Origin of the sequence: Actinophytocola sp. (assembly GCF_036402745.1) — a bacterium.
Classification (GTDB): domain Bacteria; phylum Actinomycetota; class Actinomycetes; order Mycobacteriales; family Pseudonocardiaceae; genus Actinophytocola.
Genome location: NZ_DASWSJ010000078.1, coordinates 40185 through 55144, shown reverse-complemented (window position 1 = coordinate 55144; position 14960 = coordinate 40185). Strand labels below are relative to the sequence as shown.

At 74.5% G+C, this 14960-nt stretch carries 12 protein-coding genes; 6 read left to right on the top strand and 6 right to left on the bottom strand.

Annotated features, from left to right (window positions below; all coding sequences use genetic code 11):
• Window positions 1–219: 219 nt before the first annotated feature.
• The 6 genes from VGD70_RS07605 to VGD70_RS07580 form a co-directional block, all read right to left on the bottom strand.
• A complete protein-coding gene (locus VGD70_RS07605; RefSeq protein WP_331079521.1) occupies window positions 220–1185 on the bottom strand; it encodes a GGDEF domain-containing protein in 966 nt (321 codons plus the stop codon).
• Window positions 1186–1343: 158 nt separating this feature from the next.
• Entirely contained in the window at window positions 1344–1814 is a 471-nt protein-coding gene (locus VGD70_RS07600) for a hypothetical protein (protein ID WP_331079519.1), read from the bottom strand.
• Window positions 1815–1869: 55 nt separating this feature from the next.
• Window positions 1870–2529, bottom strand: a complete 660-nt coding sequence (locus VGD70_RS07595; protein WP_331079517.1) for a response regulator transcription factor — start codon at window positions 2527–2529, stop codon at window positions 1870–1872.
• 85 nt (window positions 2530–2614) lie between these two features.
• The gene (locus VGD70_RS07590) at window positions 2615–4264 is read right to left on the bottom strand and encodes a right-handed parallel beta-helix repeat-containing protein (RefSeq protein WP_331079613.1); all 1650 of its coding nucleotides are present in this window, start codon (window positions 4262–4264) and stop codon (window positions 2615–2617) included.
• A 2-nt stretch (window positions 4265–4266) separates the two neighbouring features.
• A complete protein-coding gene (locus VGD70_RS07585) occupies window positions 4267–4965 on the bottom strand; it encodes a helix-turn-helix transcriptional regulator (protein WP_331079515.1) in 699 nt (232 codons plus the stop codon).
• Window positions 4962–6332: a hypothetical protein gene (locus tag VGD70_RS07580; RefSeq protein WP_331079513.1), complete on the bottom strand. Its 1371-nt coding sequence runs from the start codon at window positions 6330–6332 to the stop codon at window positions 4962–4964. The genes VGD70_RS07585 and VGD70_RS07580 overlap by 4 nt, the downstream gene beginning before the upstream one ends.
• 214 nt (window positions 6333–6546) lie before the next feature.
• Here VGD70_RS07580 and VGD70_RS07575 point away from each other — a divergent pair, with 214 nt between their 5' ends.
• From VGD70_RS07575 to VGD70_RS07550, 6 genes are all read left to right on the top strand, one after another.
• Window positions 6547–7224 carry a response regulator transcription factor gene (locus VGD70_RS07575; protein ID WP_331079511.1) on the top strand — a complete coding sequence of 226 codons (678 nt, stop codon included), beginning with the start codon at window positions 6547–6549 and terminating at the stop codon, window positions 7222–7224.
• The gene (locus VGD70_RS07570; protein ID WP_331079509.1) at window positions 7221–8483 is read left to right on the top strand and encodes a HAMP domain-containing sensor histidine kinase; all 1263 of its coding nucleotides are present in this window, start codon (window positions 7221–7223) and stop codon (window positions 8481–8483) included. Before VGD70_RS07575 ends, VGD70_RS07570 begins: the two co-directional genes overlap by 4 nt.
• A 69-nt stretch (window positions 8484–8552) precedes the next feature.
• Window positions 8553–10727 (top strand): fibronectin type III domain-containing protein, encoded by a 2175-nt coding sequence (locus tag VGD70_RS07565; protein ID WP_331079507.1) that lies wholly within the window; start codon window positions 8553–8555, stop codon window positions 10725–10727.
• The gene (locus VGD70_RS07560) at window positions 10724–11683 is read left to right on the top strand and encodes a MoxR family ATPase (RefSeq protein ID WP_331079505.1); all 960 of its coding nucleotides are present in this window, start codon (window positions 10724–10726) and stop codon (window positions 11681–11683) included. The genes VGD70_RS07565 and VGD70_RS07560 overlap by 4 nt, the downstream gene beginning before the upstream one ends.
• A gap of 23 nt (window positions 11684–11706) precedes the next feature.
• Window positions 11707–12837 carry a DUF58 domain-containing protein gene (locus VGD70_RS07555; protein ID WP_331079503.1) on the top strand — a complete coding sequence of 377 codons (1131 nt, stop codon included), beginning with the start codon at window positions 11707–11709 and terminating at the stop codon, window positions 12835–12837.
• Window positions 12834–14960, top strand: coding sequence for a DUF3488 and transglutaminase-like domain-containing protein (locus tag VGD70_RS07550; protein WP_331079501.1), 2127 nt, complete (start codon window positions 12834–12836; stop codon window positions 14958–14960). Before VGD70_RS07555 ends, VGD70_RS07550 begins: the two co-directional genes overlap by 4 nt.

The following is a 14960-nucleotide window of genomic DNA, read 5'->3' as shown; positions in this document are numbered from 1 at the left end:
CGGGTCGTGCCGCTTTCTTAACCAAGACGTTGTAGTCAGCGCTTGATTGCCGACTCACAGTGTCGTTCCGCGCCCAGATAGTACGGATGGATGGCACCCGTGACGACTGCCGATCCGTTTTTGGCCACTTTCCGTGCGCAGTTGGGGCCACGCCACTAGCCCGATTGGGCTATCGGACCCACGATCCAAACGTTATCGAACTGCCGCCGAGTGGTTTCGTCAGCGTGGCCGTCGGACCGGGGCTCCGGACAACCGGACCTCTCCGCCCACACGGTAGGCGACGGCGTTGCGGCCCGATTGCTTGGCCGTGTAGAGCAGTCCGTCCGCACTGCGGAGCTGCTGCTCAGGGTTGGTGAGCGCGCGCCCACCGGTGACGGGCTGGTGTGCCACGCCGATGCTCACCGTGATGCGCAGACCCAGCACGAGCTGGGACCACGGGTATGCCTCGATGCGTGCCCGGGCTGCCTCGGCCACCGTGGTGGCGGTGCCGCCGTCGACACCGGGGAGCAGGAGCACGAACTCCTCGCCGCCGTAGCGGGCGCAGAACCCGCCCTCCGGCAGCCCGATCTGCAGCAGCTCGACGACCTGCTGGAGCACCCGGTCGCCCACGAGGTGGCCGAAGGTGTCGTTGACGCTCTTGAACCAGTCGAGGTCGACGAGGGCCACGGCGATGCCGTCGGACCCGCCGCCGCGCTGCTCGGCGAGGACCTCCACCAGGCGCTGGTCGAGGTAGCGGCGGTTGTAGCTGGCGGTGAGCGCGTCGCGGATGCTCTGCTCGCGGGCCTCGGCGTGCTCGCGGCGCAGCCGGGCGACCTCCAGGCGGAACTGCTGGGGTACCTGCGGCGGCATGGTCTTGTCCGCGGTGGCGATGTCGAACGCGTGGCGCAGGTGCTCGTAGGCCTGGCGCCACTCGCCGCGGGAAGCCAGCAGGGAGGCGATGGTCTCGTGCAGCTCGACGAGGCTCGTGGCGTCCTCGGCCGCCTCGGGCGACACCCGGTCGCTGACCAGGCCGTTGACCGACGTGGCTTCGAGATGCCGACCCGGGTGCTGCATCGGTACCGTGGGCTCGTTGATCCGCCGGTCCCGCCAGGCGGCGTCATTCCGGACCCCGTCGTGCCGGGCCGGGTCTCGCCGGGCAGGTCCTGGCTGGGCCACTCCCTGGTCCAGTACGGCCACCGCGCTCACCTCCCTACCTAGGACTCTTCGTCCCAGGGGGGAGCGGTCTTGAGGCGTTGGGACGCCCGGATTTCGATTTCCCCCTACTGGTGGAACTCGCACTGCTCCAACCCAGTGACGGCCGCACGCCGTGACTTAGCGGAGCGCACGGATGATCTCCAGCGGCGTCACCCCGTGGGACACGGCGAGAATCCGTAGGCCTTTCCGTCGAGCACGACCACGCGCTGTGACCCGATCTGCTCACCGAGCAGGGCGCCCTGCTGCCGGACGCTGACCGACACGCCGAGGACGTAGACGGTCCCGCGCGGGTGCCGGCTCGCGGGCGACTCCGGCGGCACCCACTTCGGGTCCGCGCGGAACGTCGACATGGCCGGCTCCACGTGCAGCGTGAGGTTGCCGAGGTCGCACAGCCGGTCGGCGAAGTCCGGGTGCTGGGTGCGGCGCAGGAACTCCCGCTGGCTCGCGACACCCTCGTCGGCGGACGCGTTCAGGTCGGTGAAGTACGCCTCGACCAGACCGCGGTCCCCGCCGGCGGACCCGGCCCGCGCGGGCACGGCCCGCCCGGGGACCTGCGAGCTGCAGCCGGCCAGGATGAGGGCCAGCGCGGTGACGAGCAGCCATGCGAAGCGTCGCATCATCCCCCCGGGATCCCTTCGTGTGCATGCAGGTTAGTCCCGGGCGCCGCGGCCGCGGTCAGGCCGGCAGGATCCGGTAACCGACCCCGCGCACGGTGTGGATCATCGGCGGCTGGCGCAGTTTCCGGCGCAGCTGGGCGATCAGGACATCGAGGACGTTCGAGGCCGGGTCGGCCATCCGGTCCCACGCCTCCTCGATCAGCTCGGTGCGGGGGGCGGCCGCGCCCTGCCGCGCGACGAGCTCGGAGAGGACGGTGAACTCCTTGGCGGTCAACGTGATCAGCACCCCGGCCCGGCGCACCTGGTGCCGGCCGCTGTCGATCTCCAGGTCGCCACAACGCAGCACCGGCGGCCGGCCGGCGATCACCCGGCGGCACAGGCTCCGCACCCGCGCCACGAGCTCGTCCACGGCGAACGGCTTGACGAGGTAGTCGTCGCCGTACTCCAGGCCCGCGAGCCGGTCGGTCACGGCGTCGCGCGCGGTGAGGAAGAGGACCGGCACCGGCAGGCCCGCCGCCCGGCGGTGCCGCACGTAATAAAGGGAGTCGCCGCTGGGCAGCATCCGGTCGAACACCGCGCAGTCGTAGGCGTTGACCGCGAGCGCCTCGTCCGCGGGTGGCAGGTCGGCCACCGCGTCCACGGCGAACCCGGCCGACCGCAGCGAGGTGGTGACCGCCACGCGGAGGTTGTCGTCGTCCTCGATCACCAGTACCCGCACGAATCCGACAGTAGTGCTCACCGTCGGGACCACTCCCGTGGCAGCATTGATGGTTCGCTCGCGCTCTGCCGCTCTCGCTCACGGGTTACAGGCTTGCGCCGCGGACGTCCTCGGCGGTCAGCGTCCGCAGCTCGGTGACGTCGGGCATCCGGCCGAGCGTGCGCAGCCGCTGGGACTGCGCCTTGCGGGCGCCCTCGAAGAGTCGCCGGGCGTCGCGGGCGTTGCCGAAGTTCGGGTCGGCGATGATGCGGCCGAAGTGCTCGAGCAGCACCGGGGCCGCCTCGTCGGCCACGAGGTAGTCGCCGTCGGTCACCATGCGGCCGATGATCGCGAGCAGGTCGGCGGGTGTGTAGTTCTCGAACTCGATGGTTTTGGAGAACCGGGAGGCGAGGCCGGGGTTGGCCGCGAGGAAGTCGGTCATCTCCGAGGTGTAGCCGGCGACGATCACCGCGACCTCGTCCCGGTGGTCCTCCATCAGCTTCACCAGGGTGTCGATCGCCTCCTGGCCGAAGTCACCGCTGGAGCCGGCCTGGCGGGACAGTGTGTAGGCCTCGTCGATGAACAGCACGCCGCCCTTGGCCTCCTCGAACACGAGCGAGGTCTTCTCCGCGGTGTGGCCGATGTACTGGCCGACCAGGTCGCGCCGGGCCACCTCGCGGAACTGGCCGCGGGGGAGCACGCCGAGGGCCTTGAGGATCTTGCCGTAGGTGCGGGCCACGGTCGTCTTCCCGGTGCCGGGGGCGCCCGCGAAGATCAGGTGGTGGCTGACCGAGCCGATCGAGAGCCCGGCCCTGCGCCGCCACTCGTTGACCTGGATCTCGTCGACCAGCGCGTGCACCTCGGCCTTCACCCCGGGCAGCCCGACCATCGCGTCGAGGTCGGCGAGCAGGTCGTCCAGGCCCGCCTCCCCGGTGGTGGCGGCCCGCCGGGTCGGCTCGACGACGGTCGGCGTGGCGCCCGGGGCGAGCGAGACGGCCGGCGCGGCGGTGTTGTCCAGGTGGCACTCCTCGACCTCGCCGGCGCAGCCCGGGCCGAACGCGATGCCGACGCCCTGCGTGTCGTGCACCCGGGTGCGCCGCACCGCGGGCCGGCTCTGCTGCGCGACCTCGACGCCCGCGCCGGACGTGCGGGAGATGTCGCAGCCCTCGATGACCGGGCGGGCGTACTGGTAGACGTACACGCCCCGCAGCCCGCAGCCGGCGATCGTGAGGTTGCGCAGCTCCGGGTCCGCGCCGAGGCCGACCACGACGCCGTCGCCGGCGATGTCGGTGACCGTGGTGTCGTCGACCCGGCCGGACGAGCTCTCCACGACGATGCCCTGCGCGGCGCCGGTGACCGTGCACCGGGCGATGGTGAACCGGGGGCAGTCGCGCACCCCGACGGCCGGGCCGAGCGTGGCGCCGAACGTGCAGCGCTCGACGGTGAGGTCCACGTTGGCGGCCTGCATGGCGGCCGCGGTCGCGCGGACCTCGATGCCTTGCAGGGTCAGCGATCCGCCACGGACGACGAGCACCGGCCAGTCGCCGCCGGTGCCGTCCAGCACGACCGCCGCGCCGTCCACCGCGCGGACGGTCAGCTTGCGGTCGGCCAGCTCGAAGGTCTCCGCGTAGGTGCCCTCGGCGATCGTGATGACGCCGCCGTCCGGCGCGTTGCGCAGTGCCTCGCCGATCGTCTCGTAGGCGCCGTGCTGGCCGGGCGCCACCATGAGCGTGCGCCCTACGCGCGGAGTGGTCATGGTCATCCCGCTCGCTCCATCAGCCAGCCGCGGTCGGCGGCCTTCACGCCGGCCTGGAACCGGCTGCGGGCGCCGAGCCGGTTCATGATGTCGGCCACCATCCGGCGCACCGTCCGCACCGAGACGCCCAGGCGCGCGGCCGCGGACTCGTCCGTGCTGCCGGCCGACAGCAGCGACAGCAGCTCCCGCTCCCGGGCGCCGAGGTCGGCGCTGTCCGGCAGGTCGGACGCGGTGAGCGGCACCGCGGAGAGCCACACCCGCTCGAAGAGCTCGGTCGTCGTGGTCACCACGCTGGGCAGCCGGAACACCGCGGTGCCCGTGGTGGGGCCGCTCGCGTTGCGGTCCACCGGCAGCACCACGACCGAGCCGTCGATCACCAGCGCGTCGGTCGGCACCTCGGCCACCGTGCGGGTGTCCGCGCCGGCCAGCGACAGGGTGCCGAGCCGGGTCGCGAGCACCGGCTCGGTGCGTGCCGAGTCCGGGACGAGGACCCGGTAGCGCACGCCGCGGCGTACGTTCTCGTGGTCGATGCGGCGGACGCCGCCGATCGGGTCGCGCCCGACGCTCACCTGGCGGCTCATCACCAGCACCTCGCGGGTGGCGGCGGCGAGCAGTGCCTCGACCCCGGCGCAGGACGCGCCGGGCGCGGCGTGCCGGACCGGCAGGACGCTGACCCGGCGGGCGGTGGCTGGTGCGGTCATAGGAACACTCCGATCGGAAGCGAGGCGGCGACGCCGGAGGAATGCGTGCCGTCGAGTCGGGCGAGCCGGACGCCGGGCGGGACGGCCCGGGCGGTCACGGCGGCGAGGGCGGCCTCGACCGCGGCCTCGGTGGTGGCGGCCAGGCGCAGCACCGCGGCGACCCGGGTGCCGGTCCGGCCGGTCCGGGCGCCGAGGGTGACGGTCACCGCGACCCCGCCGGTGACGCCGAAGAGGTTGCCGACCAGGCGCCTGGCCTGGGAGTCGGCGAGCGTGTCGAAGCCGTCGACGGCGAAGACCGCCTGGCAGACCGGGCCGGTGCGCCAGAACCGCCAGTCCTCGCGGACCTCGGTGCGCCCGCCGGTGACGTGTGCGAGCCCGGCGACGGCGGCGAACCCGGCCTCCTCGGCCAGCGGCTCGGCGGGCACCCCCGCGCGGGCGGCGGCGCGGCGGACCCGGCGCATCGCGTTGCGCAGGGCCAGCGCCAGCTCGTCGTCGCGCGGGGAGTCCACGGTCCGCACGGCGTGCACGCCGAGCCAGACCTTCGGCGGGCCGTCGCGGCGGACGCCGGTGTGGAAGACGGTCTGCACGCCGAACAGGTGCGGCTGCCCGGCCGTGCCGTCGCCGCCGACCGGGAGGAGCGCGGCCGGCAGCGGCAGCAGCCCGATCAGGTCGCCCGGCACGCCGGTGGGGCGCAGCAGTGCGGCGAGCCCGCCGTGGTGGCTGACCGTCATGGCCGGGCCCTGGCTCGTCTCGGTGGCCAGCACGGTCGTGCCGGGCACCAGAAGGCCGAGCAGGGCCGGGGTCTTGCCGCTCGTCTCCGGCAGGTCGCGGCGCCGGCCGCGGGTGAGGTAGCCGCAGGCGAGCACGGCGAGCTGGTAGAGCCAGCGGCCGCCGATCCGCACGGTCGTGAGCGCGATCAGCAGGGCCGCGCCGGTCGAGGCGCCGGCGAGCACCGGCCAGGGCTGGTTGACCGTGAGGACCACCGCGAGCGCGGCGACCTGCCAGCAGATGACCTGGATGACGTTGAGGTGCTGGGCGAAGTCCTTGACCCAGCTGGTGCGTGGCGGCGCGGGCCGGGGTGCCGTGGTCGCGAGCAGCGTGGGCCGCGGCGGGCGGGCCGGCGGGGTGCGGGGCGCGCCGAGGGGCCGGGTGAGCGCTTCGGGTGCCGGCATCGGCATGGGCATCGGCGCCGGGCGGGCCAGGGTCTGGGCCCGCGCCTGGGCGGCGGCCGCGCCGAGCACGAGCGGTGCCGCGGGCGCGGCGGCCCGCACCGGCTGCGGCGGCATCGCCGGGTGGGCCGGCCGGCCGGCGGGTGCGCTCAGCGCGGCGGGCAGGGCGCCGCCGGGAGAGCGGTCAGGAACGTCCACGGTTCACCTCCGATGCGCCGACGCTAGGAGCGACCGTGCGGGACCGGTCCCGCACGGACCGTGAGCCCGCGGGACCAGCGGCCTGTTCCGGCCATTTCGTGACCATCGGCTGTGTGGCCCGCGGGGAGGCGTTACGGTCCTCGATCAAGCCCGGCCTCCCGTCGTAGTGCTGTCGAGGGACACGATCGGGCCGGACACATGAGGTTTCGATGACATGGGGCGCACCGTGCGCGTGCTGGTGGTCGAGGACGACGAGGACCTGCGTATCGCCGTGTCCGCCGAGCTGTCCGCCGCCGGGCTGGACGTGCTCGCCGCGGCGCACCTCGCCGGCGCGGACGCCGCCCTGCGTGCCCATCTCTTCGACTGCGTCGTCTTCGACCGGATGCTCCCCGACGGCGACGCGATCGACTACGTGCACCGGCGCCGCGGCGAGGGCTGGAGCGTGCCGGTGCTGTTCCTGACCGCGCGGGACAGCGTGGCCGACCGGATCGCCGGCTTCGCCCACGGCGGCGACGACTACCTGGTCAAGCCGTTCTCCGTGGCCGAGATGGCCGCCCGGGTGCGCATCCTGTGCCGGCGCGCGGCGGGCCGGCCGTCGGTGCTGCGGATGGCCGACCTCGAGGTCGACTGCGCGCGCCGGACCGTGCGCCGCGCCGGGGTGCTGCTCACCGTGTCGGACAAGGAGTTCGCGGTCCTCGAGTACCTCGCGATCCGGCCCGGGCAGGCGGTCACCCGCACCGAGCTGATCGACCACTGCTGGGACGCCTCCGCCGACCCGATGTCCAACGTGGTCGACGTGGTGGTCAAGCGGCTGCGGCGCAAGCTCCGCGAGCCGGAGCTGATCCACACCGTCCGCGGCCGCGGATACCGGCTGGCGGAACCGGCCGGATGACCCGATCCTCCGCCGACCGGCTGCGCCGGCTGCGGCTGGTGCTCACGCTCGTGTTCACCGCGGCCAACGCCACCGGCCTGATCATCTTCGCCTGGCTGTCGATCACCGCGGACACCGAGCGGGGCCAGCTGCGCATGGACGGCGAGCTGCGCCGGGTGACCTCCACGGTGCTGCGGCTGGTGCGTGCCGAGGGCGACACGCTGATCACCGCCTACGTGCCGAACGACGAGCTCGCCGCCAAGTGCCCGCAGTTCGCGGTGCTCGCCGGCCCCGACGACTCGTTCCCCCCGTACTACTCCGAGCGCGCGTGCGTGCCGATGGACCCGAGGATCCTCGGCGGGCTGGCCAAGGACGCGGTGGACAGCGGCAAGATCCTCGCCGGCTACAAGTACGCCACCGACGGGCGGCTGGTGCGGATCGCCGCCGAGCCCTTCCGGTTCGAGACCGGCAAGTACGTCGGCGCGGTCGTGTCGGTCAGCGACGCCGAGCCCGAGCAGTCCCGGCACAACCGGATGGTGCTGCTCGTGGTCGGCGGCTGCGCGCTGGCCGTCGTCGCCCTGGGTCTCGGCGGGCACTGGCTGTCCGGCCGGGCGATCCGCCCCGCGGTCGCCGCGCTCGAGCAGCAGGAGGTGCTGCTCGCCGAGACCGCGCACGACCTGCGGACCCCGGTCGCGGCGCTGCGCGCGCTGGCCGAGACGGCACTGCGCAACCCCGGCGAGCGCGCCGAGCTGCTGCCGCGCACGGTCCGGCTGGCCGCGCGGATGGGCGGCATCATCGACGGCCTGCTGGTCCGCGCCCGGCTCGCGGCCGGCGTCGACCGGCTCGCGCTGCAGCCGGTGTGGCTCGACCAGCTGGTGGCCGGCGTGGTCGACGAGACCCCGACCGGCGGCGCCAGCGTGACGCTCACGGCGGCGCCCACCAAGGTGCTGGTCGACCCCACCCTGGTGCAGCGGGCCATCGGCAACCTGCTGGACAACGCGCTGCGCTACGGCCGCCAGCCCGACCAGCAGGCCGTCGTGCACATCTCGGTGGCGGGCGGCCGGGTGACGGTGGCCGACCACGGCCCCGGCGTCGACGAGGCCGTCGCCGAGGAGGTGTTCGACCGGTTCCGCACCGGCTCGAGCGGCGGGAACGGCGCCGCGGGGCTGGGCCTGTCGATCGTGCGCTGGGTTGCCCAGGCGCACGGCGGGACGCTCGCCGTCTACAACGCCGAGGACGCCGGCGCTATCTTCGAGCTGATCCTGCCGGTAGCCCCCTGACCGGAAGCTGCCATTTGCCCGGTACCCCGCATCGTCAACCGTCCGTACCCGTTAACTTACGGTGTGACCATGACCGTGAACGCCGCACGTGAGACGAAGGGCTGGCGGACCAGGGTGCCGGTCCTGCTCGTCGTGGCCGCCTGCGTGGCGGGCGTGACGGCGGCGGTCACCGGGGCCGCGAGCCCGATCAACCCCGTGCAGTTCCTGCCCCCGGGGCACTGGGTCTTCAACGTCGCGCTCAGCACGGCCTTCCACGTCGACGGCGCCACCTCCGACATCGACGCCAGCGTCCTGCTCAACGACGACCAGGGCAGCAGCCAGGTCGTGCAGGGCGACACCAGCGGCTACGTCGTCGGCAGCGACCGGATCACCGTGTTCGGCAAGTCCAGCCTCGAGGTGGTCGACTCCACCACGCCGCCGGTCGCCGAGGTGCCGGTGTCGCTGGAGGTCGCCGGCGGGCCCTACCTCGTCTACCGCGAGGCCGGCGTCGTGGTCCGGCTCGGCGAGCACCCGAAGACGATCCCCGCGGGCAAGGGCCTCGGCATCCCGGTCGCCACCAGCGACGGCACCGTGTGGCTGACGCGGCCGCAGGCCGGGCTGATCTGCCAGCTGCCCAGCGGCGCGGACCGCGTCTCCTGCCCGGTGCTCGTCGGCAAGGGCCACAAGGGCGCGCTCACCGTGGTCGACGACCGGGCCATGTTCGTGGACACCACCAGCGACCAGCTGCATCCCATCGAGGCCGACGGGCTCGGCCAGGGCAGGGCACTCGGGGTGGACGTGCCGGACTCCGCGCGGGTCGCCTCCTCCGACGTCGCCGGCCGGGTCGCCATCCTCGACCCGGACAGCAACCAGATGCACCTCGTCGACCCGGCGGGCGAGAGCCCGAGGTCACCGGTCAAGGTCGCGCTCCAGGACGGCGACTACGACGGGCCCGTGTCCACCGGCTCGGTCGTCGCCGTGATGGACCGCGCCACCGACACGGTCACCACCTACGACAGCCGCGGCGAGCGGCGCTCGTCGGAGACGCTGCCCAAGGAGGCCGGCGACCCGCGGCTCACCCGCGGCGAGGACCACCGGATCTACGTCGACGGCGCCGAGGGCGAGCACGTCCTCGTCGTCGACCACGACGGCTCGGTCACCGGGGTCCCGGTCGGCGACACCGGGCGCGCGGGCGACAACCCGGCCCACAACAGCCCCGACGCCCCGGCCCGCGAGCCCGAGCACAAGGCCGACCCGCCGGTGGAGAAGCAGAAGGACCAGCGCCCGCCCGAGCAGGGCCCGCAGGTTCGCGACACCCCGGTCCAGGACCCGGCCGGCGAGCAACGCCAGCCGGACCAGTCCCAGCCGCCGCAGCCCCCGCCGCCGGTGCCGGCGACCCCGCCGGGCGCGCCGCCCGGGGTCAGCGCGTCGCCCGGCAACGCCGCCGCGGTCGTGCGCTGGGGAGCCGCGGCCGACAACCGCGCGCCGATCACCGGCTACACCGTGAGCTGGGCCGGTGGCGCGCGGTCGTTCCCCGGCGGCGCGCGCAGCGCCACGATCACCGGCCTCGCCAACGGGACCGCGTACGCGTTCACCGTGTCCGCCACCAACGCGAAGGGCACCGGCCCCGGCGCGTCGACCGGCCCGGTGACCCCGGCCGCACCCAGGCCCCCGGCCCGGCTCGCGCTCTCCCGCGGTCCGGCGACCTCGCAGTACTGCTCCCCGCCCAACTGCGCCTGGATGCACGTCGTGCTGACCGGCTTCGCACCGAACACGAGCTACCTGCTCGTGCCGCACTCGTCCGATCCGGGATACTCCAACGGCGGCGCCACGCTGACCACGGACGGGAACGGCCGGCTGGCGGCGGACCGGTTCGCCTACGCGGGGGTCGGTCACACCGTGTGGGTGGGGGTGCAGACGCCCAACGGGCTGGTGCGGTCGAACAACCTGGTGTGGGAGGGAACGAAACCGGTGGTGACGGTGTCCAGGGGAGCCGACTCGAGCAGCGCCGCGTGCGCCGCGCCGGACTGTGCCTGGCTGCACGTGGTGATGAACGGTTTCGCGCCCAACACCCAGTACACGATCACCGGGTACGGCAGCGACTGGGGCGACTTCAGCGAGCCCTCGGTCATGCGCACCGACGCGAACGGGGCCGTGACGTTCGAGGACATCCGGTTCGACGGTCCCGGCCAGACCGTGTGGGTCGTGGTGGACACCCCGGACGGCCCCGTCGAGTCCAACCACTTCTACTGGGAGCCGCGGTGAGCCAACCGACCGCCGGTCAGGTCTACGAGCTGATCGCGGCCAACGTGCAGGGGGTCATCCGGGGGAAGCCGCAGCTGGTGCGGCTCGCCGTCGCGGCCCTGCTGGCCGAGGGGCATCTGCTGATCGAGGACGTGCCGGGCCTGGGCAAGACGACCCTGGCCCGCTGCCTCGCGCGCAGCATCGGCGGCTCGTGGAACCGCATCCAGTTCACCCCGGACCTGCTGCCCGGCGACATCACCGGCGTGCAGATCTACCACCAGGGCGCCGAGCGGTTCGAGTTCCGCCAGGGCGGCGTGTTCGCCAACGTGGTCGTGGCCGACGAGGTCAACCGCGGCACCCCGAAGACCCAGTCGGCGCTGCTGGAGGTCATGGCCGAGCGCACGGTCACCGTCGACTCGGTGCGCCACGAGGTGCCCCGGCCGTTCCTCGTCGTCGCCACGCAGAACCCGATCGAGATGGAGGGCACCTACCGGCTGCCCGAGGCCCAGCTCGACCGGTTCCTCATGCGGCTGTCGGTCGGCTACCCCAACCTCGAGTCCGAGGTCCTGGTGATCATGAGCGACTGCGCCGGGATCGGGCCGGACGAGCTCAACCCGGTCGTGGACATCCCGACGCTGCGGCGCGCGGCCGCCGAGGTCCGGGCCGCGCACATCGACCGGGCCATCTGCGAGTACGCCGCCCGGCTCGCCGCCGCCACCCGTGAGCACGTGGCGCTGCGCTACGGGGCAAGCCCGCGCGGCAGCATCGCGCTCGTCCGCGCCGCCCAGGCGATCGCCGCCACGCACGGCCGCCCGTTCGTCACCCCGGACGACATCAAGGAGGTCGCCAAGCCCGTCCTGGAGCACCGGCTGATCCTCACCGCCGAGGCCGAGCTGAACCAGCGGAGCACGAGCGACGTCGTCGACGAGGTGCTCGCGGCCATCCCTGCACCCTCGGTCAGCGCCACGAGTCCCTAATGCCCCGGCTCACCCCTCGCGGCGTGGCCGTTCTCGCCGCCGCCGTGGTCTGCTTCGGGCTGGCCGAGTGGGCGGGCTACCCGATGCTGCGCGGCCTCGCCGGGGCCGCGCTCGGCGCCGTGGTGGCCGCCCTCGTGATCACCGCCCGCCGCCCGCGGGTCGCCGTCACCCGGGAGATCTACCCCGACCGCGTGCGGCGCGGCCGCCCGGCGTTCGCCCGGCTGCGGGTGGAGAACGCCGGCTCGCGGCGGCAGGGCGAGTTCACCGCGGGCGACCTGGTCGGCTCCGGCTTCCACGCGGTGACCGTGCGTGCGCTGCCACCGGGTGCGCAGGCCGTCTACCACTACGAGCTCCCGACGCTGCGCCGCGGCCGCTTCCAGGTGGGGCCGCTGACCCTGCAGCGCGTCGACCCGCTCGGGCTCGGCCGCAGCCGGCTGACCACCGGCGACACCACCACACTGTGGGTGCACCCGCACCTCTACCCCGTGCGCGCGCTGGTCGGCGGGCACCCCCGGCACCACCACGAGGGCCGGACCACCGACGACCCGCTGCACGGCTCGCTGGACCTGCGGGACGTGCGCGAGTACGTGGTCGGCGACGAGGTGCGGCACCTGCACTGGAAGGCGACCGCGCGGACCGGGCAGCTGATGGTGCGCGACTACGTCGACCCGAACCAGCCGCGGTTCACCGCGCTGCTGGACACCCGCGCCGAGCTGACCACCGCCGCGGTCTTCGAGGACGCCGTGGACCTGGCCGGCTCGCTGGCCACCGCGTCGGCCACGGCCGGGCACCGCTGCCGGCTGCTCACCCCCGGCGGGCTGGACGTCAGCGAGCGCGGCGGAGCGTCGTCGGTGCGTCGCCTGCTGGACGAGCTGTGCCAGCTGGAGCCGGTCGCCGGCACCGTGCCGCTGGTGCCGGCGGAGCTGGCCCGCACCGGTGACCACGGCGGCTGTCTCGTCGTCGTCATGGCGGGCGCGCACCACGCGGACCTGGCCGCGCTCGCGGCGCTCCGCCAGCACTACACGACCACCGTCGTCGTGGTGCTCGGCGGCGGCCGGACCGGTGTCGAGGTGAAGGTGCCGGGGGTGCGGGTCCTGCACGCGACCGACGCGAAGGACGCGGCCCGCCGGTGGAACGTGGTGGTGGCCGGATGACGTCACGGGCCGCGCTCGCCTGGGTGTTGCTCGCCGCCGCGGGACCCGGGCTGGCCTTCGCGCCGGTGTTCGGGCTCTCCGCCCTCGTGCCGCCGATCGCGGTGGTCGCGGCGACGACGTTCGCCGCGGCGGAGCTTGCCCGGCGGTGGCCGGGGCTCGTGCCGTGGCGGCCGCTGCTCGCGCTCGTGCTCGGGCTGCTGGGGCTGGCCGAGGCGCTGCTGTGGCCGACGACCGCGGCAGGGCTGCCCACCGCCGCCACCGTCCGCGCGCTCGCCGCAGGGGTCACCGACTCGTGGCAGCTCACCCTCCAGTCCACCTGGCCGGCCCGGCCCGACGCCGAGCTGCTGCTGTTCGTGCCGCTCGCAGTGCTGGTCGCCGCGGTGCTCGCGGCCGAGCTGCTCACCCGGCTGCGCCGCCCGCTCGTCGCGGTCCTGCCCGGCGTCGCCGTGCTCGTGCTCAGCCAGGCGTACGTGTCGCTCACCGGCCTCACCGCGACCGCCGTCGGCCTCGGGTTCGCGCTCGTCGTGGGCGCGTTGCTGGTGACCACCCGGTCCCGGTCCGGGGACGAGCCCACCAGCCGCCGGGCCGTGCTGACCGCGCTGACCGTCGTGCCGACGCTGGTGCTCGCGGTGGCCGGCGCCGCGCTCGTCACCGCGCTCGACCCGGTCGAGCGGCCCGCGTACTCGCTGCGCGAGAACCGCCCGGCGCCGGTGCCCCCGCGGCGGCTCGGCAACCCGCTCGACGAGGTCGCCGAGCGGCTGCTGCACCCCGGCCAGCAGGTCTTCAGCTACACCACCGACGACCCGGTGGACCGCTGGCGGCTGGTGGTGCTGGCCGACTTCAACGGCGTCAGCTGGCTGCCCGGCGAGGACTACCGGCGCATGGGTGCCGCGCTGTCGCCCGCGCCCGCGGTGACCACGGACATCAGCCGGCAGAGCGCGCGGATCCACGTCGAGGCCACCGACGAGCCGTGGGTCCCGAGCCAGGCGCTGCCGGCCGAGGTCACCGGGGTGGCGCCGCTGATCGACGAGACCGCCGGGACGCTGATGGTCACCGGCCGGCGCGGGCCCGTGGACTACGACCTGTCCTGGTGGGAGCCGCGCGTCGACGGGGACTCGCTCTACAACGCCGGCATCGACCCGACCGCCCGGTCCGGCTTCGGCGACCTCGGCGTGGTCCCGGCCGCCGTCGCGGAGCTGGCGAAGAAGGCCTCGCACGGCCTGCGCGCGTCGTTCCGCACGGCGCTGCTGATCGAGGACTTCCTGAGCAAGAACTACCGGGTGGCCACCGAGGACCTGCCGACGGGCAGCGGCTGGCCGCAGATCGAGCGGTTCCTGCTGGACGCCAAGCGCGGCACGAGCGTGCAGTTCGCCGCCGCCTACGTGGTGCTGGCCCGGATCCTCGGCGTGCCGGCCCGGATCGCGGTCGGCTACCGGGCGCCGGCCGGCTCCGGCCGGGTCGAGGTGCGCAACGAGGACGTGCTGGCCTGGCCCGAGGTCGCGGTCGCCGGCGTCGGCTGGGTGCCGCTGGACCCGAGTGGCACCGCCGAGAGCTCCGGCAAGGCCAGCGGGCTGGCCGAGGTCACCGCCAAGGCGCGGGCGAAGCTGCCCCCGCCGGAGGAGCTGGTGGACCCGGACGTGCCCGCCGACTCCGGCGACACGGTCGCGACCTCGTCCGGGGCGGACTTCTCGCTGCCGCTGACCGGGATCGCGCTCGGCGTGGCCGCGCTGGTGGTGGCGTGGCTGCTGGGTGTCCCCCTCGCGGCGGCGGTGCGCGCCTGGCGCCGGCGTCGCCGACCCGGGGCCCGTGCGGTGGTCGGCGCGTGGGCCGAGGCCCGGGACCGGCTGCGAGCGCACGGGGTGCCGTTCACCGCTGGGATGACCGTCCGGGACCTCGCTTCGGCGGCCGCACCGGTTGGCGGCCCGCCGGTCGTCACCGGGCTGCACGCGCTGGCGGTGAGTGTGGATCAGGCGCTGTGGTCGGCCGGCGGGCCGGGCGCCGGGACCGCGGCCGAGGCGTGGGCGGCGGTTCGGGCCGTCCGTCGAGGACTGGCGAGCCGGCCGGTACCGGCGCGGTTGCGCGCGGCCCTGCACGTGCCGAGCCTGTTCGGGCCGCGCGACTGA

Excerpts from the sequence above, each read along its gene's own strand:
- VGD70_RS07600 (WP_331079519.1), bottom strand. The coding sequence starts at position 1,814 with ATGATGCGACGCTTCGCATGGCTGCTCGTCACCGCGCTGGCCCTCATC.
- VGD70_RS07590 (WP_331079613.1), bottom strand. The coding sequence starts at position 4,264 with ATGACCACTCCGCGCGTAGGGCGCACGCTCATGGTGGCGCCCGGCCAG.
- VGD70_RS07585 (WP_331079515.1), bottom strand. The coding sequence starts at position 4,965 with ATGACCGCACCAGCCACCGCCCGCCGGGTCAGCGTCCTGCCGGTCCGG.
- VGD70_RS07575 (WP_331079511.1), top strand. The coding sequence starts at position 6,547 with ATGGGGCGCACCGTGCGCGTGCTGGTGGTCGAGGACGACGAGGACCTG.
- VGD70_RS07570 (WP_331079509.1), top strand. The coding sequence starts at position 7,221 with ATGACCCGATCCTCCGCCGACCGGCTGCGCCGGCTGCGGCTGGTGCTC.
- VGD70_RS07565 (WP_331079507.1), top strand. The coding sequence starts at position 8,553 with ATGACCGTGAACGCCGCACGTGAGACGAAGGGCTGGCGGACCAGGGTG.
- VGD70_RS07550 (WP_331079501.1), top strand. The coding sequence starts at position 12,834 with ATGACGTCACGGGCCGCGCTCGCCTGGGTGTTGCTCGCCGCCGCGGGA.